The 18989-nt window shown below is 73.9% G+C and carries 19 protein-coding genes, 1 pseudogene and 1 riboswitch; of the genes and pseudogenes, 10 read left to right on the forward strand and 10 right to left on the reverse strand.

Annotated features, from left to right (window positions below):
* On the reverse strand, nt 1–1087 hold a 1087-nt coding region (locus FFA01_RS10670; protein ID WP_146855921.1), incomplete at its 3' end, for a carboxypeptidase-like regulatory domain-containing protein.
* Nucleotides 1088–1274: 187 nt separating this feature from the next.
* On the reverse strand, nt 1275–1412 hold the full coding sequence (locus FFA01_RS15945) for a hypothetical protein (protein ID WP_167627351.1): 138 nt from the start codon (nt 1410–1412) through the stop codon (nt 1275–1277).
* Between the two features lie 168 nt (nt 1413–1580).
* Between FFA01_RS15945 and FFA01_RS10675 the strand changes: the two genes are divergently transcribed.
* Nucleotides 1581–2942 carry an MFS transporter gene (locus FFA01_RS10675; protein WP_146855923.1) on the forward strand — a complete coding sequence of 454 codons (1362 nt, stop codon included), beginning with the start codon at nt 1581–1583 and terminating at the stop codon, nt 2940–2942.
* On the forward strand, nt 2939–3520 hold the full coding sequence (locus FFA01_RS10680) for a thermonuclease family protein (RefSeq protein ID WP_146855925.1): 582 nt from the start codon (nt 2939–2941) through the stop codon (nt 3518–3520). The genes FFA01_RS10675 and FFA01_RS10680 overlap by 4 nt, the downstream gene beginning before the upstream one ends.
* Here the strand turns inward: FFA01_RS10680 and FFA01_RS10685 are convergent.
* The gene (locus FFA01_RS10685) at nt 3445–5631 is read right to left on the reverse strand and encodes an MMPL family transporter (RefSeq protein WP_146855927.1); all 2187 of its coding nucleotides are present in this window, start codon (nt 5629–5631) and stop codon (nt 3445–3447) included. The two genes, FFA01_RS10680 and FFA01_RS10685, sit on opposite strands and share 76 nt — an antisense overlap.
* Before the next feature lie 88 nt (nt 5632–5719).
* On the opposite strand from FFA01_RS10685, the gene FFA01_RS10690 reads away from it, so the two are divergent.
* From FFA01_RS10690 to ribH, 6 genes and pseudogenes are all read left to right on the forward strand, one after another.
* On the forward strand, nt 5720–6238 hold the full coding sequence (locus FFA01_RS10690) for a MarR family winged helix-turn-helix transcriptional regulator (protein WP_146855929.1): 519 nt from the start codon (nt 5720–5722) through the stop codon (nt 6236–6238).
* Between the two features lie 76 nt (nt 6239–6314).
* Nucleotides 6315–7739: an L-serine ammonia-lyase gene (locus tag FFA01_RS10695; protein ID WP_146855931.1), complete on the forward strand. Its 1425-nt coding sequence runs from the start codon at nt 6315–6317 to the stop codon at nt 7737–7739.
* Nucleotides 7740–7848: 109 nt separating this feature from the next.
* The gene (locus FFA01_RS10700; protein WP_146855933.1) at nt 7849–8544 is read left to right on the forward strand and encodes a pentapeptide repeat-containing protein; all 696 of its coding nucleotides are present in this window, start codon (nt 7849–7851) and stop codon (nt 8542–8544) included.
* Nucleotides 8545–8650: 106 nt separating this feature from the next.
* A riboswitch (FMN riboswitch) is annotated at nt 8651–8787 on the forward strand.
* Nucleotides 8788–8942: 155 nt separating this feature from the next.
* On the forward strand, nt 8943–9602 hold the full coding sequence (locus FFA01_RS10705) for a riboflavin synthase (RefSeq protein WP_146855935.1): 660 nt from the start codon (nt 8943–8945) through the stop codon (nt 9600–9602).
* A pseudogene (ribB, locus tag FFA01_RS10710) lies at nt 9599–10270 on the forward strand (3,4-dihydroxy-2-butanone-4-phosphate synthase); the annotation flags it as partial. The gene FFA01_RS10705 and the pseudogene ribB, both read left to right, overlap by 4 nt.
* Before the next feature lie 62 nt (nt 10271–10332).
* The gene (gene ribH / locus FFA01_RS10715; protein WP_146855937.1) at nt 10333–10806 is read left to right on the forward strand and encodes a 6,7-dimethyl-8-ribityllumazine synthase; all 474 of its coding nucleotides are present in this window, start codon (nt 10333–10335) and stop codon (nt 10804–10806) included.
* Nucleotides 10807–10822: 16 nt separating this feature from the next.
* On the opposite strand, the gene FFA01_RS10720 is transcribed toward ribH, so the two are convergent.
* The 4 genes from FFA01_RS10720 to FFA01_RS10735 form a co-directional block, all read right to left on the reverse strand.
* Entirely contained in the window at nt 10823–11632 is an 810-nt protein-coding gene (locus FFA01_RS10720; protein WP_244289806.1) for a dienelactone hydrolase family protein, read from the reverse strand.
* Between the two features lie 89 nt (nt 11633–11721).
* Complete coding sequence (locus FFA01_RS10725; RefSeq protein ID WP_146855939.1) at nt 11722–12279, reverse strand: TetR/AcrR family transcriptional regulator; 558 nt, start codon at nt 12277–12279, stop codon at nt 11722–11724.
* Nucleotides 12280–12348: 69 nt separating this feature from the next.
* Nucleotides 12349–12804 carry a GNAT family N-acetyltransferase gene (locus FFA01_RS10730; RefSeq protein WP_244289807.1) on the reverse strand — a complete coding sequence of 152 codons (456 nt, stop codon included), beginning with the start codon at nt 12802–12804 and terminating at the stop codon, nt 12349–12351.
* Nucleotides 12805–12823: 19 nt separating this feature from the next.
* Nucleotides 12824–13612: an NAD-dependent epimerase/dehydratase family protein gene (locus tag FFA01_RS10735; protein ID WP_146855941.1), complete on the reverse strand. Its 789-nt coding sequence runs from the start codon at nt 13610–13612 to the stop codon at nt 12824–12826.
* Nucleotides 13613–13922: 310 nt separating this feature from the next.
* Here FFA01_RS10735 and FFA01_RS10740 point away from each other — a divergent pair, with 310 nt between their 5' ends.
* Nucleotides 13923–14369 carry a DoxX family protein gene (locus FFA01_RS10740; RefSeq protein WP_146855943.1) on the forward strand — a complete coding sequence of 149 codons (447 nt, stop codon included), beginning with the start codon at nt 13923–13925 and terminating at the stop codon, nt 14367–14369.
* Between the two features lie 368 nt (nt 14370–14737).
* The gene (locus FFA01_RS10745; RefSeq protein WP_208720901.1) at nt 14738–15613 is read left to right on the forward strand and encodes a carbohydrate kinase family protein; all 876 of its coding nucleotides are present in this window, start codon (nt 14738–14740) and stop codon (nt 15611–15613) included.
* 53 nt (nt 15614–15666) lie between these two features.
* On the opposite strand, the gene FFA01_RS10750 is transcribed toward FFA01_RS10745, so the two are convergent.
* The 3 genes from FFA01_RS10750 to FFA01_RS10760 are packed head-to-tail and all read right to left on the reverse strand — an operon-like array spanning nt 15667 to nt 18980.
* Nucleotides 15667–17100, reverse strand: a complete 1434-nt coding sequence (locus FFA01_RS10750; RefSeq protein WP_146855947.1) for a serine hydrolase domain-containing protein — start codon at nt 17098–17100, stop codon at nt 15667–15669.
* 30 nt (nt 17101–17130) lie between these two features.
* Entirely contained in the window at nt 17131–18504 is a 1374-nt protein-coding gene (locus FFA01_RS10755) for a cryptochrome/photolyase family protein (RefSeq protein ID WP_146855949.1), read from the reverse strand.
* Nucleotides 18501–18980 (reverse strand): MarR family winged helix-turn-helix transcriptional regulator, encoded by a 480-nt coding sequence (locus FFA01_RS10760; protein ID WP_146855951.1) that lies wholly within the window; start codon nt 18978–18980, stop codon nt 18501–18503. Before FFA01_RS10760 ends, FFA01_RS10755 begins: the two co-directional genes overlap by 4 nt.
* Between the last annotated feature and the right edge of the window lie 9 nt (nt 18981–18989).

Here is an 18989-nt window from a genome sequence, read left to right on the forward strand (position 1 = left end):
TGTCGACGGTGGCGGGCTCCGGAGCCGTCGTCGTCGTGAACGCGAAGTCGAGATCGGCGCGGTCGCCGTCGACGAGGGAGAACGTCCGGCTGGTCGCCCCGTCGGCTCCGTCGGGCGGGGTGATCGTCACCGTGTAGCCGGGGGCGGCCGTCAGCGCAGGCAGCGTGTAGGCGCCGTCGGCGTCCGTGGTCGTCGTCGCGATCGTCCGGCCCGAGGCGTCGGTGACCGTCACCGCGCCTCCGGCGTACGGCGTCGTCGTGCCGTCGACCGTGCTCCGGGCGATGCCCGACGCGGCGGAGGTGCGGGTCGCGAACCAGGTCTGATAGACCGGAGAGCCCACCCGCTGCTGGTACGTGACGGTCAGTGACGACAGCGGCACGCTCGGGCTGAACCAGCCGCTGGCGCCCTCGGTGTCGGATCCGGCGGGGTTGCCGATGAGGGTCGAGGTGGTCTCGTCCCAGCGCGGGACGTCGCCCACGCCGGCGGGGTCGCACGACGGACCGCCGGGCTGCCTGCAGTAGTTGTACACGCCCTGGAACCCGAGCGCGGCGGTCGCGACCGGCAGACCGTCGGCACCGGTCGCGGCGATCGTGGCCTGGTCGGCGTCGATGTCGCCCAGCACGAACGACCAGCCGGTGGAGGGGGTCAGGCCGTCGAAGGCGTAGGTCGTCACCGAGGCGGCGGCCGGGGTGGGGTTGTTCCGCAGGGGGCGCAGATTGAGGTACGTCTGACCGCGGCTGCTCTGGTAGACCGCGCCGGGCGGGGTGCCGTCGGCCTGCCAGACGGAGGCGCCCGACGGTGCCGTGGCCCCGCTCGCGTTCGTGGTGAACGAGGTCGCGGGGAAGCCGCCGTCGAGCGTCATCGTCCCGACGAAGCCAGCGCCCGAGGCCGCGCGCTGCACGGTGAACGAACCCCAGTCGTAGGCCGGTGCGGCCGAGGCGGGGACCGCCCCGCCGAGAGCGGACGCGACGGCGAGGACCGCGGCGAGGCCGACGGCGGCGACCCGCCCGGCGCGGCCGGGACGTGATGCGTCGCGTGCGTCCCGGTGAGCGGACGAGCGGTGGGTGGACGGACGGTGAACGGCCATGCGGGACCTCCTCGGGTGCGACCCCCGGCCGCCCCCAGATCACGACGACGCCCTGATGCGCCTCGTGGAGTCGAGGTTAGATCACATTGCCGCGCCGCGCCCGCCTCGGACCCTCAACGACGCGGCACCGTGGGCCCGCGCCCGCAGGGGCAGCGAGGCACACGGTGCCGCTCGTCGTTCGAGGGGGCTAGCGCTTCTTGACGTTCGAGACGACGTCTTCCGAGTAGCTGCCCGTGGCTCCCTTGGCCTTCTTGTCGGCGCGTTTCTCCTTCAAGGAGCGCACGGCCACCTTCGCGGTGCCCTTTTTCGCTGATTTCTCTGCCATGGTGTCGCCTCCGTCGCGGACCGAGATGATCCGGTCGCTGGAGCCTAGGCGGCCTGCGCGCTGCTGTCTGCAGCAGCAGGCAGGTTGGCAGGTTCGCGCCGCCCCGTGTCGTCGGTCGTCCGCGCTACCGTGGTCAGCACCGCGATCACGACCGTCGAGAGGACCGAGATGAGCGACGACCTCGCGACCCGCACCCCCGCGCGCCCGACCCGCACCGAACGTCTCGACGAGCTGCCGTTCACCTCGAAGCACCGGCGTCTGCTCGTCGGCTCGGGGATCGGCTGGGCGCTCGACGCCCTCGACGTCGGTCTGCTCTCGTTCGTCATCGCGCAGCTCGCGGTCGTCTGGAGCGACCAGGCCGGCCAGCTCGCCTGGGTCGCCTCGGCCGGGTTCGCCGGCATGGCGATCGGGGCGGCCGTGGGCGGCTCGCTCGCCGACCGGCTCGGCCGCAAGACGGTCTTCGCCCTCACCCTGCTGCTCTACGGGCTCGCCACCGGGCTGTCGGCGCTCTCGTGGTCGGTGGCCGTGCTGCTCGTGCTGCGATTCGTCGTCGGCCTCGGCCTCGGCTCCGAACTGCCGGTGGCGTCCACGCTGGTCAGCGAGTTCTCGCCTCGTCGCATCCGCGGCCGGATCGTCGTGCTGCTCGAGGCGTTCTGGGCCGTCGGGTCGATCGCGGCCGCCGTGATCGGCTACCTCGTCATCCCGACCAGCGACGACGGCTGGCGCTGGGCGCTCCTCATCGGGGCCGCCCCGGCGCTCTACGCGGTCTTCGTCCGCCTGCGCATGCCCGAGTCGGTCCGGTTCCTCGAGTCGAGGGGCCGCCACGACGAGGCCGAGCGCACCGTGCGCGGTTTCGAGGAGGCGGCGGGCGTGGCGGCGCCGACCCGGCCCGCCGAGGAGGCGCGGGTCGCCGAGAAGCCGACCCGCGCCTCCGTGTCGCAGCTCTTCGGGCCGGGCATGGCGCGTCGCACCGGGGCGATCTGGGTGGTCTGGTTCATGACCAACTTCTCGTACTACGGCGCCTTCGTCTGGCTTCCCACGCTGCTGGTCGCCGCCGGGTTCCCGCTCGTGCGGTCGTTCGAGTACGTCCTGATCATCACGCTGGCCCAGCTGCCCGGCTACGCGGCGTCCGCCTGGCTGATCGAGAGGTGGGGCCGGCGCGGCACGCTCGCGTCCTTCCTGCTCGGCTCGGCCGTCGCGGCGGCCTTCTTCGGCTTCGGCGCCGTCAGCGGGAGCGTCGCGCAGATCCTGATCGCGGGCATGTTCCTGTCGTTCTTCAACCTCGGGGCGTGGGGTGCGCTCTACGCCGTCACACCCGAGCTCTATCCGACGCCGCTCCGGGGGACCGGTGCGGGCTGGGCCGCGGGTGTGGGCCGGATCGCCTCGATCGTCGCACCCCTGTCGGTGCCGCCCCTGCTCGCGCTCGGCGGTCCGCCGACGCTGTTCGTCGTCTTCGGGGCCGTGTTCGTGGTCGGAGCGGTCGCCGCGTCGATGCTGCCCGAGCTGCGCGGCACACGGTTGGCCGAGTGAGTCGGCGACGACGCCGGCTCACCCGCCGTCGGGCGGTCGGACTGGTCGTGGTGCTAGTGGCCGGGGCCGTCCTGGTGGCGTTCCCGCGCCTCCTCGGCGACGGTTCCGGCGAGACCCCGCCCGGCGCGGGTCAGGCGACCCTGCCCACCGGCGTCCCGAGCGGTGCGGACGAGGCCGTCGTCGAACGCGTCGTCGACGGCGACACGGTGCTGGTCGCCGTCATGGGCGAGCGCGAGCGGATCCGGCTGATCGGCGTCGACACCCCCGAGACCGTGAAGCCCGACGCTCCCGTCGACTGCTTCGGGCCCGAGGCCAGCGCGTTCACCACGGCCTCGCTGCCCGCGGGATCGACCGTCTGGCTCGAGTCGGACGCCACGCAGGGCGACGCCGACCGCTACGACCGGCTGCTGCGCTACGTGTGGTCGCCCGACGGCACGATGCTCAACGAGCGGCTCGTGGCCGAGGGCTACGGCCGGGAGGACACCTACGACGACCCGTACCGCTACCGTGACCGGTTCGTGGCAGCCGAGTCCGCCGCGGAGCGGTCCGGGACGGGGCTCTGGGGCGCCTGCGGCTGACCGGTGCCCCGGCGGCGACCGGGCCACCAGAACGCGTCGCCGGTGATGAACACGAGCGCCGGCACGAGCACGGTCCGCACCACCAGGGTGTCGAGCAGCACGCCGATGCAGACGATCACGCCGACCTGGGTCAGCGCGACGACGGGCAGCACGCCCAGCACGGCGAAGACCGCCGCGAGCAGGATGCCCGCACTGGTGATGACGGCGCCGGTGGAGGCCAGGGCCCGGACCATGCCCTCGCGGGTGCCGTGGACGAGGCTCTCCTCGCGGGCGCGCGTGGTCAGGAAGATGTTGTAGTCGACCCCGAGCGCCACCAGGAACAGGAACGCGTAGAGCGTCACGGCGGTGTCGAGGGCCGGGAACCCGAGCACGTTCTGGAACAGCCAGGTCGAGGCGCCGAGGCTCGCGAAGAAGGTGGCGAGCACGGAGGCGATCAGCAGCACCGGGGCCACGAGCGAGCGCAGCAGCAGCGCGAGGATCGCGAACACGATCGCGAGGATGATCGGCGCGATCAGATCGATGTCGTTCTGCGCGGCGACCGTCGTGTCGTACGCCGTCGCGTCGGCGCCTCCGACGAGCGCGTCGGCGAGCGGGCCGCCCGCGTCGACGTACCCGGTGCGCAGCCGGTCGATCGTGGCGAACGCGGCGTCGCTCTCGGGCTCCGCCGTGAGCTGGAGGTCGATGCGGGTGAGGCCGCCCGCCGTCTCTCCCGCCTCGGCCGTGTCCACGCCGTCGGTGCCGGCGGCCAGCGCGGTCGCGTCCTCGGCGACCGACGACGGCACGAGCACGGTCGTCCGACTGGTCAGCCCGGCCGAGAACGACTCGTCGATCACCTTCTGCGCGGTGACCGAGTCGGGGTCGCCCAGCAGCTGGTCGGTCTGCGAGAGGCCGACGGCGTAACCGCCCAGACCGAGGCAGAGCACGCCGATGCCGGCGACGGCCGACACGGCGACGACCACCGGACGGCGGGAGACGCCACGACCCAGGCGGTCCCAGAACCCGCGCCGGGGTGCCGCATGGTGCGCCGCGCCTCCTTCGGGATCCGTCTCGGCGCGGGCGCCGCGGGCGACGGGGGTCCCCGACGAGGAGGCGCGGGGCACGAAGGGCCAGAACAGCCCCCGACCGCAGACCACCAGGGCGGCCGGGAGGGCCACGAGGGCGAACAGGATGGCGACGACGACGCCGACCGCGCAGGCGAAGCCGAGCGCCCGGTTGCCGGACAGCGACGCGAGCAGGAGCGTGAGGAGGCTGAGGGCGACGGTTCCGCCGCTGGCCGCGATGGCGGGACCGGCGCTCGTCACGGCGGTGCGCATGGCGCGGTGCCGGTCGGGCCGGCGCAGCAGCTCCTCGCGGTAGCGCGCGACGAGCAGCAGGGCGTAGTTGGTGCCCGCGCCGAAGACGAGCACCGAGAGGATGCCCGAGATCGAGGCGTCGATCGTGATGCCGAGGGGTTCGGCGAGGGCGGCGGCGACGCGACCCGCGAGGGCGTCGGCGGTGCCGACCACGGCGAGCGGGACGATCCAGAGGACGGGGCTGCGGTAGGTGACGATCAGGAGGACCGCGACCACGATCACCGTGACGAGCAGGAGGCGGAGGTCGGCGCCGGCGAAGGCGTTCGCGATGTCGTCCTGGAAGCCGATCGGGCCGGTGAGCAGGGCGTCGAGCCCGGCGGGCAGATCGGCCGAGGCCGCGTCGCGCAGGGTCGAGGCCGTGCCCGCGACGTCGGCGTCCGCCGTCGCGGCGTCGAGCGGGACCGCGACGAGCGCGGCGGTGCCGTCGTCGCTGATCTGCGGGCGCATGGCCTGCGGCGTAGTCGACAGATCGGCCAGCGCGCGGGCGCGGTCGTCGACGGCGGCCAGGTCGGCGGCGTCGAGACCATCGCCGCCGTGGCTGAAGACGACGATGCCGACGGTCGTGTCGGCGCTCGGGAACTGCGTCAGCAGCGCGGTCACCTCGGCCGACTGGCTGGTCTCGGGCACACCCGACGGCGGTGCGGCGTCGCCCTCGCTCGCGGGGAGGAGGGCGAACAGCAGGGCGACGGCGACGGCCGTCGCGGCGAGCACGGCCCAGGCGGTGCGATGGCCGCTGACGACGCGGGCGAGGGTGCGCATGGTGATCCTTCACTGACTGAATGTCTTAGTGGCTAAGACTATTGCAGATCCCCGGCGGTTCCGCCACAATCGACCTGCAGGAGGTCCGATGCCCAACCCGACCCACCCGACCGCCGGAGGCACGCCCCGAGCACGCGCCCCGCGGTCGATCCACGCCGACGAGATCGTCGGCTCGATCCAACGGCTCAGCACCGAATCGCAGAAGGTCGCCCAGGCGTTCGCCACGCAGCACGGCCTCGGTCACATCGACCTCGAGGCCCTCCTGCACGTGATGCGGGCCGAACGCGACGGCGAGCCCATCACCGCGGGCGGCCTCGGCGAGCTCCTCGGCGTCACCTCGGGCGCGGCGACCGGTGTGATCGACCGGCTCGAGAAGGTCGGTCACGTGCAGCGCAGCCGTGACGAGGCCGATCGGCGCCGGGTGCTGGTGCGGTACTCGGACCAGGCGCGTGCCGTGGCGGGGGCGTTCTTCGGACCGCTCGGCGTCCTGAGCGACCGGGTCATGGCCGAGTTCGACGAGGCCGAGCTCGCGACCGTCAGCCGGTTCCTCGAGGGGATGGCCGGCGCGATGGCCGAGCGCGCCCGCCAGGTGGGGCGTCCCGCCTGAGTCGGCCCGACGGCCCGTGGTCGTCGGCGGCAGCGGGTAACGTCGTCGGGGAACCCCACAGACAGGCAGGTGGCACGTGACCGACCACGTCTCGGCACTCGATCTCTTCTCGATCGGCATCGGTCCGTCGAGCTCGCACACGGTCGGCCCCATGCGGGCCGCGCGGCAGTTCCTCCTTGGCGTCGAGGGCTCGGGCCGACTGGCCGACGTCGCCCGGGTCGAGGCCGTGCTCTACGGCTCGCTCGCCGCCACCGGCCTCGGCCACGGCACACCCTCGGCCGTGCTGGCCGGCCTCGCCGGCATGCAGCCCGAGACCTGCGACCCCGCCGTGGTCACCGGAATGCAGCACGCCGTCGAGCAGGGGCGCGGCCTGCGGCTCCTGGGCCGGCACCAGGTGGCGTTCGCCCCGAACGACCTCCGCATGGCGCCGTTGACGCGCATGCCGCGCCACCCCAACGCGATGAGCATCGAGGTCTTCGGCGCCGACGGCGTCAGCCTGGCCCGCGACGTCTTCTTCTCCGTGGGCGGTGGCTTCGTGGTGCGCGACGGCGACGACGAGCACGCGGTGCCGACCGCCGAGGCGCCGTTCGCCTTCGTCGACGCCGACGACCTGCTGCGCCTCTGCGACGCCGAGGGCGTCTCGATCGCCGAGCTCGCCTGGCGCAACGAGGTCGCCCTGCACGGCGAGACCGAGGCCGCCGCCGGGCTCGACGCCCGCTGGTCGGCGATGCGGGACTGCGTCGAGGCCGGGCTCGAGGCCACCGGCGTGCTGCCGGGGTGGATGAAGGTCCCGCGCCGCGCGCGCCAGTTCGCGTCGATGCTGAGGCAGCAGGAGGAACGCGCGACCTCGTACGCGATCGGCGGCTCGGCCATCGACCAGGGCCGTGCCTCCTCGCTGCTGGCCTCCGACCTGCCCGCGCAGTGGCTGCAGGCCTACGCCATGGCGGTCAACGAGGAGAACGCCGGCGGCGGGCGCGTCGTCACCGCGCCGACCAACGGCGCGGCCGGGATCATCCCCGCCGTCGGCTACTACGCGATGCGGTTCCACGGCGTGACGCCCGATGAGCTCGCGCGGGTCTACCTGCTGACCGCCGCGGCCATCGGGTCCCTCTACAAGCGCAACGCCTCCATCTCGGGTGCCGAGGCGGGCTGCCAGGGCGAGGTCGGCTCGGCCTCGTCGATGGCGGCCGGCGCGCTCACGGCCCTGCTCGGGGGCACCCCGCGGCAGGTCGAGAACGCGGCCGAGATCGCGATGGAGCACCACCTCGGCCTCACCTGCGACCCGGTGGGCGGCTTCGTCCAGGTCCCGTGCATCGAGCGCAACGCCATCGCGGCGGGGACGGCCGTCGCCGCGACCCGCATGGCCCTGCTCGGGGACGGCAGCCACGTGGTCAGCCTCGACACGGTGATCGAGACCATGCGCCAGACCGGACGCGACATGAAGGACAGCTACAAGGAGACCAGCCGCGCCGGTCTCGCCGTCAACGTCATCGAATGCTGAGCCGGCCGACGGCGTCGGTGCTCGGCCACGACGCCGTGGCCCCGGGTCTCCGACGGTGATCGGACGAGGAGGCGCGGGCGCTGTCGGACCCCGCCGCTAGCCTCGACGCATGACCCCGCCCCGCCGCTCCGCCGTCCGCTCCGCCGCCTCCGCGACGGGCGGCACCGACGCCCCGCGGCTCGACGTCGTCGACCCGCGGGGCCTCGTCGACCTGGGCGCCGATCTGCTCGGGCCGCACGACTCGCGAGAGCTCGAGCGCTACGTCGACGCCGACCTGACCGACCGAGACCTCGAGGGCGCGTCGTTCGCCGAGTGCGTGTTCGAGGCGCCTCGTCTGGGCTCCGCCCGCCTGCGCGGGGCCCGGCTGGTCGAGTCCGTGCTGAGCGACTCGTTCGCGCCCGAGCTGGCCGCGGCGCGCAGCACCTGGCGCGACGTCCGCGTCGAGCGGCCGCGCTGGGGCTCGGCCGAGCTCTTCGACGCCGAGCTCCGATCGGTGCGCATCGTCGGGGGCAAGATCGACTTCCTGAATCTGCGCGGCGCGCGGTTGACCGACGTCGTCGTCGAGGGGTGCAGCATCGGCGAGCTCGACCTCGGGGGCGCCGAGACGATGCGGGTCGCCTTCGTCGACTGCCGCATCGGCACGCTCGACGTGACCCGCGCCTCCTTGGCCCACACCGACCTGCGCACCACCGAGTTCGCGGGCGTCGACGGCTTCGAGGGCCTGCGCGGTGCCACGATCGACCACCTCCAGCTGTCGCTGCTCGCTCCGACCATGGCCGCGCATCTGGGTGTCGTCGTCGACTGAGGTCGTGCCGACGCGGCTCGAGCACGACCGGGCGTGTCGAAGTGCTACGCCCACGTCGAACACGAGGCCGTCCGCCGCGTCGGCGGTGCTATCGTCGCAGCCAGAGCAACGCGCTCCGGGGTCAGTGCAAATCTGAACCGGCGGTCACAGTCCGCGACCCGAGGCACCTCGTCACCGAGGTCCGAGGTTGAACCGGTGGAATCCCGGTACCGACGGTCATAGTCCGGATGAGAGGACGCGCGGGCCCGAGGTCTCGTCCGCGAACCCCGGGCCGAGCCCGACCTCGCGTCGCGCACCCCCGGAGAGCCATCGGCAGACCGGAGGACGACATGACACAGCAGGCGATCCCGCCTCGTGACCCGCGCACGACCCTCGACGCCCTCGGGGCGGTGGCCTAGGTGTTCACCGGACTCGTCGAGGAGCTCGGTCGCGTCGTCCGCATCGACGATCGGGGCGACAGCGTCCGACTCACGGTGCACGGCCCCGTCGCGGTCGCCGACGCCGCCCACGGCGACTCCATCTCGGTCAGCGGGGTCTGCCTGACGGTCGTCGAGCACGACGCCGAGACGTTCACCGCCGACGTGATGCGGCAGACCCTCGCCATGAGCACCGTCGGTTCGTTCGGGGCGGGTACGGCCGTCAACCTCGAGCGTGCCGCCCGGGTCGGCGACCGCCTCGGCGGGCACATCGTGCAGGGCCACGTCGACGGGACGGCCCGTGTGGTCGAGATCGAGGAGGGTGACGCCTGGCGGCGCGTGCGCTTCGATCTCGCCGACGACCTCGCTCCGCTGCTGGTCGACAAGGGCTCGGTCACGCTCGACGGCGTCAGCCTGACCGTCAGCGCGATCAGCGAGCCGGGCGCCCGTCCGGGCTGGTTCGAGGTCAGTCTGATCCCCGAGACCCTCGCCGTCACGACCCTCGGCGACAGGCTCGTCGGCGACGCGGTCAACGTCGAGACCGACGTCCTCGCGCGGCACGTGCGCCGGATGCTCCGTCTCGACGAGATCGCCGCCTCCGCGCCGGCCCGTGCCGTCGCCGAGGCCGGGTCACCCTCGTGACGTCCGCATCGGGGAGCGCCGCCGAGGAGGCGCGGGTCGGCTCCGGTCTCGCCGCGATCGAGACCGCCATCGAGCACCTCCGTCGGGGTCGGCCCGTCGTCGTCGTCGACGACGAGTCCCGCGAGAACGAGGGCGACGTCGTCCTCTCCGCCGAGCTGGCCTCGCAGGAGTGGTTGGCCTGGACCGTCCGGGTGTCGTCCGGGTTCGTCTGCGCCCCCATGACGAACGCCGTCGCCGACCGGCTCGACCTGCCGCCCATGGTCGCCCGCAACGAGGACGCCCGGGGCACGGCCTACACGGTCAGCGTCGACGCGGCGGCGGGTGTCACCACGGGGATCAGCGCCTCCGATCGGGCCACCACCCTGCGCACCCTCGCCTCGGCCTCGAGCGTCCGCGACGACCTGCACCGCCCGGGGCACGTGCTGCCCCTCCGGGCGCGCGACGGGGGAGTGCGCGAGCGCGACGGCCACACGGAGGCCTCCGTCGACCTCATGCGGGCGGCGGGCCTCCGCCCGGTCGCCGTCATCAGCGAGATCGTGGACGAGGACGGCGAGATGATGCGCCTGCCCGGCCTCCTCGGGCTGGGCGCGCGCACGGGGGTGCCCGTGATCACGATCGCCTCCCTCGTCGACTGGCTGGGCGACCGGGATCTGGACACCGTCCCGGCCTGGTCGCCCGACGCGGCGACCCCGACCCGATCCACCGAACCCCGAACAGAAGGAGACACCGCATGAGCGGCGAAGGCTCACCCACCGAACTCGATGTCGACGGGACGGGCGTGCGCGTCACGATCGTCGCCGGCACCTGGCATCAGGCGATCTCCGACGGGCTTCTGGCCGGCGCCCTGGCGGCGACCGAGCGCCTCGGTGCGACGGCGACCGTCGTGCGCGTGCCCGGCAGCTTCGAGCTGCCGGTCGTCGCGAAGGCAGCCCTCGAGGCCGGCGCCGACGCGGTCGTCGCCCTGGGCGTCATCATCCGCGGCGGGACGCCCCACTTCGAGTACGTCTCGGACGCCGCGACGTCGGGACTGCTGCGGGTGACGCTCGACACGGGCAAGCCGGTCGGGTTCGGAGTGCTCACCCTCGACGACGAGCAGCAGGGCCTCGACCGCGCCGGCCTGCCCGGCTCGAAGGAGGACAAGGGCGCCGAGGCGGCTCACGCCGCCATCGCCACCGCCGTGCGGCTCCGGGCCCTGGCGGGCTAGGCCCGCCGCCTACGACTCAGGCCAGCACCTCGTCGAAGAAGGCGCGCATCTGCACCCACGAGCGCCGGTCGGCGACCTCCTGGTACTGCGCGCCGTGCTCGGGCGAGTCGACGCCGGGCACGGCGAACGCGTGCATGGCGCCGCTGTAGCTGACGACCTGCCAGTCGGGGGCGCCGGCGTTGCGCAGCTCGTCCTCGAAGGCGACCACGGCGTCGTCCGGGACGACCGGGTCGGCGGCTCCCGTCATCACCAGCACGGGGGCCGACACGGCACCCGGCAGGGCGGGGGCCCCGGTCGACAGCGAGCCGTGGAACGACGCCACCCCGGCGACGTCCGCTCCCGAGCGGGCGAGCTCGAGCGCGCCCGAGCCTCCGAAGCAGTAGCCCATCACGGCGATGCGCGACGGATCCACGCCCGGCTCCGCGCGCAGGCGCTCGAGGCTCGCCGTCAGGCGCTCGCGGAACGCGGGGACGTCCCCGTACCACCGGCCGGCCTCGCCCGCGGCGTCGGCCGGCCCCGGGCGCACGCCCTGGCCGTAGACGTCGCCCGCGAGGGCCACGTAGCCGAGCCGCGCGAGCATCTCGGCACGGACCTTGACGTGGTCGACGACCCCGAACCAGTCGTGCAGCACCAGCACGCCGGGTCGCGGATCGGCGTCGGAGGCGGACGGATCCGAGGCGGCGGCAGGCCGGGCGAGGAACCCCTCGAGGGCCGTGTCGCCGTCGTGGTACACGACGTCGCCGGAGGTCGCACCCGGGTCGGGCACGCTCGCGAGCAGTCGGTCGAGTTCGGGGGAGAGGGCGCGGGGCGCGGTGTCGTGGGTCACGCGGTCACGGTACTCCGGCGGGCCGGGATGCTCCCGCGCGGCCGTGCCGCGCCTCCTCGGCGGGCGTCGTCGACCGGCGACGTCGGGACTCAGCCCACGAGACGGGTGACCGCCTGGCGGACGACGTCGCAGCGGCGGTCGTGGGCTCCGGTGTGCAGGTTCGTGGCCTGGGGGGTGACGAACCAGGCGAGGACGAGGCCGAACACCATGGTGAGCAGCTCGTCGGCCTCCCACTCGGACGGGATCGCCCCGGCCGACTGCGCCGCGCGCACGGCGTTCCGCCGTGCGTCGAGCTGGTCGTGGTCGACCACCCCCGGGCTCGGCAGCGAGACGCCCTCGATCTGGGCCCAGAGGAGCAGACGGGCGTCGTCGGGCTGCATGGCGAGGTGGTCGTAGAGGGTGCAGGCCCAGCCGGGCAGATCGTTCGCGTCGAACGGGATGGCGGCGAGCCAGCGGTCGATGCTCTCGCCGAGGGTCGCGTCGAAGAGGTCGCGCTTCGTCGTGAAGTGCGCGTAGAGGCGCTCCTTGCTGGCCTCGGCCTCGCGGGCGATGGTGTCGATCCGGGCGCCGGCGAGGCCGCGGGCGGCGAACTCGGAGCGTGCGGCCTCGAGGATGCGCTCCCGCGGCGGTGTGGGTCGACGTGGCATCCCCAGATCATAGGACCGGAACGGACCGGACGGTGTCGTCCGGTCCGACCGTCCCGAGGAGGCGCGGTGTCAGGCCGCCGAGACCGTCGCGTCCGCCGGCCGCGACATGGGCACGTGCGGGATCGCGTCCTCGACGAAGGGCTCGCCGTCGACCGCGAACCCGAAGCGGGCGTACCAATGCTCGAGGTGCGCCTGGGCGTCGAGTCGGATCCGTCTCGGACCGCATTCGACGAGCGCGCGTCGCATGAGGTCGGCGGCGATCCCGCGGCCCCGGGCCGAGGCCGCCGTGGCGACCCGTCCGATGCGGCGGTCCTCGCCGTCGTGCAGCACCCGCACCGTGGCGAGCACCTCGCCGTCCTCCTCGGCCCAGATCATGCGGGCCCCCGCCTCGAGGTCGCGGCCGTCGAGCTCGGCGTAGGCGCACTCCTGCTCGACGACGAAGACGTCGACGCGCAGGCGGAGCACGGCGTAGAGGGTGGCGGGCGCCATGTCGGAGAGAGGGGAGGTGCGGTGCGAGACGGTCACCGGTTCAGGGTAACGACGATCACCACCAGGTGCCGAGCGGCCCCGTGGTGAAGTCGCCCCCGATGGGTGCGTCCGCGGCGAGGGGCGGGAGGTCGTCGAACCTCGGCGCGAACGTCTCCGCGTCGTCGACGGGCCGGTAGCCGATCCTCTCGCCGGCGGCGAGCGAGACCGGACGCCGGGTGTTGCGCGAGACGCCCCACACGACGTGATGGCCCGTGAGGTCGGTGGCGAGCGCCGCCTCGACCAGCCGCACCGCGTCGGCGGGGGAGAGCCAGGTGCCGAGGCTGCGGACGTCGTACGGTTCCTGCTCGCAGGTCATGATGCGCGCCGAGACGACCGTCGATCCGTCACGGTCGGCGTACAGGCTGCCGAGCGCCTCGAGGACGACCTTGCTCACGCCGTAGAACGTGTCCGGGCGGGGTGCGGGGACGTCGTCGTCCGCGGCCCGGTCGCTCGGCACGTAGCCCGCCGCGTGCACCGAGCTCGCGGCCAGGACGCGTCGGACGCCCGCGCGGTGGGCCGCCTCGTGCACGGCGTACGCGCTCTCGACGTTGACGTCGCGGATGTCCGGCCAGGGCCGCTCCGTCGCATGGGAGGCCAGATGGACGACGAGGTCGGCCCCGACGAACGCCCGCGCGAGGGCGTCGACGTCGGTCGCCTCGACGGCGCGGAACCGCTCCGACGACCGCAGCGGCTCCGCAGGCGAGACCAGGTCGAGCAGCTGCACGCGATGGCCGTGCTCGGCGAGTCCGGGGCGGATGAAGCCGGCGACGCGGCCCGCGCCTCCGGTGATCACGATCTCGGCCATGGGTCCTCCTCCTCAGGTGCGACGACGCCGTCGCCGGTGGCTGTCGGCCGTCGGGAGGGAGCCCGCCGTCGGACCGTCGGACCATCTTCGCGCGCTTCGCGGAAGCCCGCGCGGCGGGGCACGTCGGGAGTCCGCCGAACAGCCCACCGGGGCACGCTGCCGGTGGGCCTAACGCCCTACCCCAGGCTGGAGAGGTCCTGGGCGAGTGCCCGCAAGCACCTGGTGCCCCCGGTCGGTGACGCGTCACCCGATACCGTGACCGCGGGCCCGACGACGTGCCGTCCCGTTGTCCTCGAACGAAAGGCGCCTCATGTCGTCCCTCCCCGCATCCCTCGGTCTGCTCGTCCTCCGCGTCGCGCTCGGCGTGACCTTCGTCGCCCACGGGTGGCAGAAGATCGTCCTCCAGGGCATCCCCGCGACGCAGGAGGGGTTCGCCGGCATGGGGGTGCCGCTCGCCGACGTCGCCGCACCCACGATCGCCTGGCTCGAGATCGTCGCCGGCATCGCGCTGGTGGTCGGGCTCGCCTCCCGCGTCGCCGCCGGGCTCCTGGCGGCGACCTCGCTGGTCGCGCTGTTCCTCGTGCATGCCGGCAACGGCTTCTTCTCCGCCGAGGGCGGTTACGAGTTCGTCCTCGTCCTGGCGGCCGCGGGCGTCGCCCTGGTGCTGACCGGTCCGGGCCGTCTGGCCGTCGACGCGGTCGTCGTGTCCTGGCGACGCGGTCGCGGTGCGCCGAGCCGGATCGCGCAGCCCGCCTGATCCGCGGAGGGCGCGCCCGCTCGGGCGGCGACCACGTCCCCCGGCGATGTACCCCGTCGTCCGCGCCGGGCGTGTCGCCGTGACGCGATCGCCCCCGAACGGGTGATCGTCGCCGGGGTAGACGGGTGATTCTGCCCCCCGCGCGGTCGTTCCGGTCCATCCAGGTGAGGGGGACGTGGTCGGCTGGTCGGACCCGAACCGCCCTCCGATCGACCGACCCCGCACGAACGCGATCGTGCCCTGTGACCATGCAGCCGAACCGTCCTCGCCGTCCCGCGCCCACCGGCGCACCCCTCCCGTCGGACCGTCCCGGGTCGTCAGCCGACCCGGTCGGGGGGTCCGGGGCCGGCGACCCGCCGCGGGTCGTGGTGTTCGGCGACGTCCTCGACGACATCATCGTCATCGCCTCGACCCCGCAGGCCCGGGGCACCGACACCGAGGCGGTCATCCGTCATCGCGCCGGCGGGGCGGCGGCGAACACGGCGGCCTGGCTGGGCTCGCTCGGGACCGCGGTCGACTTCGTGGGGCGGGTGGGAGTCGCCGACCGCCATCGGCACGCGCAGCTCCTCGCGAACGCCGGCGTCGTCCCCCGTCTCGGCTACGACGCCCACGACCCGACCGGCACCGTCGTGATCACCGTCGACGGCTCGTCCCCCTCGATGTTCACCGACCGCGGGGCCAGCGCCGGGCTCGACCCCGACGACGTCCCCGACTCGCTGCTCTCTGGGGCGGCCCTGCTGCACGTGACCGGGTACTCGGTCGTCCACGCGCGGACACCGGTGCCGCTGCGCCGTCTGCTGACGCGTGCTCGCGCCGCGGGCGTCGCGGTCTCGGTCGACCCGGGCAGCAGCGGCTTCATCGACCGGTTCGGGCCCGAGGCGTTCCTCGACGCGGTCGACGGCGCCGAGCTCTTCTTCCCCAGCCTCGACGAGGCCCGCGTCCTGACCGGTCTCGACGCCGGGCACGACGAGAGCGCCCTCGCCCAGGCGCTGACCGACCGCTTCCGAGTGGTCTGCCTCGTCCGGGCCGACGGAGGCGCGGTGGTGGCCCGCCCGGGCCGTCCCGTCGTCGAGGTGGCCGGCGTCACGACCCGCACGGCGGATCCCGTCGGCGTGGGCGACGCCTTCGCCGCGGGGTTCATCGACGCGTGGCTCACGTCGCGACGGGCCGGCGTCGCGGCCCGTCGCGGTGCGCGGGCCGCCGCACGCGCCTCGGCCGTCGTGGGCGGTCGCCCGCCCGCCTGAGCCCGCCGCACCGCGTCCCGTGGCCGGTTCCGGCCCGGGGTCGGCCGCGCTGGTCAGCGGGCGGGCTCGGCTCGCACGGTGATGGTCTGGACCCGGGGCGGCGCCTCGGGGGTCAGTCGGATCTCGAAGCGCAGCAGACCGCGTCGGCCGGCGCGTCGCCACACGAGGTGCGAGGGAGCCGTGGACTCGTCCACCGGGACCGTCGCGGCGGAGTCTCCCGTGCCTCCTCGTCCGGCGCCCTCGTCGTCGAGACCGCCGATCTCGTCGATCGCCTCGGCCCAGGCCCGGCGTCGGCGGTCGAGGGGGATGTCGAGCTCGACGTTCTCCGACAGCAGCTCGTCGACGTCGCCGCCGTGCAGCACCAGCCCCTCGACGGCGTGCCGCGCCGCGAGCGTCTCGGGCCACGGGGTCGTCGTCGTGCGGGCGTCGGCGGACTCGGACAGGAGTCCGTCGAGAGCGACGGTGATCGGCGCCGCGACCTGGGCGTAGGTCGCGTTCTCGAACCCGACCGCCCCTCGTCCGGTCGCCGGGTGCCAGCGCATGTGGGCCGAGAACCCCGGGTAGCCGCCCGAGTGCGAGACGATCGCGCCGACGTCGGGGTCGTGCTCGACGAACAGCCCCAGACCGTAGCCGGCCGGACGGGAGCCGCGGCCGGGCACGAACCGCTGCAGCTGCTGCATCTCGCGACGGGAGGCGCGGGAGAGGATGCCGTCGAGGTCGCCCGCACCCTCGGGGTCGAAGGCCGAGGCCAGCCACCGGGCCCACCGCGCGAGGTCGGTGGTGGTGCTGAACAGGCCCCCGATGGGCGAGAACGCGCCGGGCCCCGAGAAGGGCAGGGGCTCCCAGCCGTCGTCGACCCGGCGATGGCCGACGGCGAGGCCGCCCGGCGCCGGCACCTCGGTGGTGAAGCCGGTCGACGTGAGCCCGAGGGGCGCGAGCAGATCGCTCTCGACGACCTCGCGGTACGGGCGGCCGGAGGCGACCGTGACGACGCGTCCCAGCAGGGCGTAGCCGAGGTTCGAGTACGCGAAGGCCGTGCCCGGGACGCTGTCGAAGCGGAGGCCGCGCCGGAGCAGGTCGTCGAGACCGTCGTCGCTGAGCGACTCCTGCCGGTCGCCCCACGGGTCGTCGGTGGGGAACCCCGCCGACATCGTCGCGAGCATGCGGAGGGTGGGCACCGGCGAGTCGGCGGTCGGCAGCCGGACCTCGCCGAAGGCCGGCACCCACTCGGTGACCGGCGCGTCGAGGTCGATCGCCCCGGCGTCGCGGAGCGCGAGCAGGGCCGTCGCGGTGAAGCTCTTCGTGCACGAGGCGATCCGGTAGGCGGTCTGCGGCCCGGGCGGCGTGCCCTCGACCGTCCCGGACGCCCCGACGTGGTCGACGCCGTGGCGGTCGAAGGTGGCCCAGACGGCGCTGGGCGCCTTGGCCTCCCGTCGGCGGGCCTCGAAGATCGCATCGATCCCGGAGGCGCGGTTCTGCTCAGTCATGGAGCCCTTCTGGTCTGGGGCGGTGCCCGGTCAGTCGCCGGGGGTGCTGCGCCGCATCGTCTCGTAGGCGTCGAGGGCTGCGCGCCGGGACGCCTTGAGGTCGACCAACGGCTCGGGGTAGCTGTCGTCGTCGACCTCGGGCACCCACTGGCGGATGTAGTCGCGGTGCTTGTCGAACTTGTCCGCCTGCAGCTCGGGGTTGAAGACCCGGAAGTAGGGTGCGGCGTCGGCGCCGGAACCCGCCGTCCACTGCCAGTTCGCCGGGTTGTTCGCCTCGTCGGCGTCGACGAGGGTGTCCCAGAACCAGGCCTCGCCCACGCGCCAGTCGACGAGCATGTTCTTGATCAGGAAGCTCGCCGTGACCATCCGGACCCGGTTGTGCATCCAGCCGGTGGTCCAGAGCTGACGCATGCCGGCGTCCACGAGGGGGATCCCGGTGCGCCCGTGACGCCAGGCGTCGATCTCGCGGTCGGGCACGTCCGCCCAGGGGAACCGGTCGAACTCGGGGCGGTAGCTGACCGTGGCCAGATCGGGGGAGCTGAACAGGATCGTGTGGTTGAACTCGCGCCAGACGACCTCGCGCAGGAACCCCTGGGCGCGTTCGCGGGCCTCGGCGGGCAGGTCGCCCCGCATGCGGTGCCAGACCTGGAACGGGCTCACCTCGCCGAAGCGGAGGCGCGGCGAGAGTCGGCTGGTGGCCTCCTGGGCCGGGAAGTCCCGGTCGCCGTAGTCGGCGAGGGCGCCGGTGGCGAAGCTCTCGAGGGTGTCGAGGGCCGCCGCCTCTCCGGGGGTCCAGGTGTCGCGCAGCCCGGCGGCCCAGTCCGGTCGGGTCGGCAGGAGCCCCCAGTCGTCGAGGTCATCGCTGGGTGCAGCCGTGGCGGGCGCGTCGAGCGACTCGGGCTCGGGCAGCGGCTGCCGGGGCTCGGGTCGTTCGAGGCAGGCGCGCCAGAACGGGGTGAAGACCTTGAAGGGCTGGCCCTGACCGGTCTGGACCGTCCAGGGCTCGAACAGCAGGTTGGCCTGGAAGCTGTCGGCGACGAGCCCGCGGTCGCGCAGCGTCGACTTGAGGTCGGTGTCGACGTCGCGGGCGGCCCGCCCGTAGCGGCGGTTCCAGTACACGGCGCCGGCCCCGACGTCGTCGACCAGGCGCGGCAGCTCGGCGGCCGCGGCACCGCGGCGCAGCGTGAGCCGGGAGCCCTTCTCGCGCAGCGACTCGTCGAGCGACCGGAGGCTGTGGTGGAGCCACCACCGGGAGGCGCCGCCGAGCGGGCGGACGCCCTCGCTCTCGTCGTCGAGCAGGTAGAGCACCACGATCGGCTCGCCGCGATCGACGGCGGCATGCAGGGCGGGGTTGTCGGCGAGCCGCAGGTCGTCGCGGAGCCAGACGATGGACGGTGCGGTCATGCGGTGGGCTCCTGGGGTGCGGTGTCGGGCGGGCCGAGCGGCTCGCCGCCGAGCCGGAGTCGGGTGCAGAGGTCGGTGAGGGTGGTGAGCTCGTCGTGGTCGAGGCTGCCGCCCACACGGCGGCGGATCGTGGCGGCGTGGCTGACGGCGGTGCGTCGATAGAGGTCGTAGCCGGCGTCGGTCATCGCCACGATGATGCCGCGGCCGTCGCCCGGATCGCTCAGCTTCTCGACGATGCCGCGAGCGGCGAGCCGGTCGACGAGGCGGCTGATGCTCGGCTGGGTCAGCAGCAGGTGACGGGTCAGGTCGCGGATCCGCGCCCGACGCTGGGGCTGGCTCGAGAGATTGAAGAGGACGTCGTACTCGTTGAACGAGATCTCCCCGGTCGGGAAGCACTCGGTGAGCTCGCGCATCACGCTCACCTGTGCCCGGAAGAGGGCCTCCCAGGCCCCGACGGCCACGGACGTCTCGCTCATCACTACCTC

It is taken from the genome of Frigoribacterium faeni (assembly GCF_007988805.1).
GTDB lineage: Bacteria > Actinomycetota > Actinomycetes > Actinomycetales > Microbacteriaceae > Frigoribacterium > Frigoribacterium faeni.

What these genes read in the sequence shown, in the direction of transcription:
- FFA01_RS10750 (WP_146855947.1), bottom strand. Translation starts at nt 17,100, where the DNA reads ATGACTGAGCAGAACCGCGCCTCCGGGATCGATGCGATCTTCGAGGCC.
- FFA01_RS10675 (WP_146855923.1), top strand. Translation starts at nt 1,581, where the DNA reads ATGAGCGACGACCTCGCGACCCGCACCCCCGCGCGCCCGACCCGCACC.
- FFA01_RS10690 (WP_146855929.1), top strand. Translation starts at nt 5,720, where the DNA reads ATGCCCAACCCGACCCACCCGACCGCCGGAGGCACGCCCCGAGCACGC.
- FFA01_RS10735 (WP_146855941.1), bottom strand. Translation starts at nt 13,612, where the DNA reads ATGGCCGAGATCGTGATCACCGGAGGCGCGGGCCGCGTCGCCGGCTTC.
- FFA01_RS15945 (WP_167627351.1), bottom strand. Translation starts at nt 1,412, where the DNA reads ATGGCAGAGAAATCAGCGAAAAAGGGCACCGCGAAGGTGGCCGTGCGC.
- FFA01_RS10685 (WP_146855927.1), bottom strand. Translation starts at nt 5,631, where the DNA reads ATGCGCACCCTCGCCCGCGTCGTCAGCGGCCATCGCACCGCCTGGGCC.
- FFA01_RS10755 (WP_146855949.1), bottom strand. Translation starts at nt 18,504, where the DNA reads ATGACCGCACCGTCCATCGTCTGGCTCCGCGACGACCTGCGGCTCGCC.
- FFA01_RS10740 (WP_146855943.1), top strand. Translation starts at nt 13,923, where the DNA reads ATGTCGTCCCTCCCCGCATCCCTCGGTCTGCTCGTCCTCCGCGTCGCG.
- FFA01_RS10760 (WP_146855951.1), bottom strand. Translation starts at nt 18,980, where the DNA reads ATGAGCGAGACGTCCGTGGCCGTCGGGGCCTGGGAGGCCCTCTTCCGG.
- FFA01_RS10700 (WP_146855933.1), top strand. Translation starts at nt 7,849, where the DNA reads ATGACCCCGCCCCGCCGCTCCGCCGTCCGCTCCGCCGCCTCCGCGACG.
- ribH (WP_146855937.1), top strand. Translation starts at nt 10,333, where the DNA reads ATGAGCGGCGAAGGCTCACCCACCGAACTCGATGTCGACGGGACGGGC.
- FFA01_RS10725 (WP_146855939.1), bottom strand. Translation starts at nt 12,279, where the DNA reads ATGCCACGTCGACCCACACCGCCGCGGGAGCGCATCCTCGAGGCCGCA.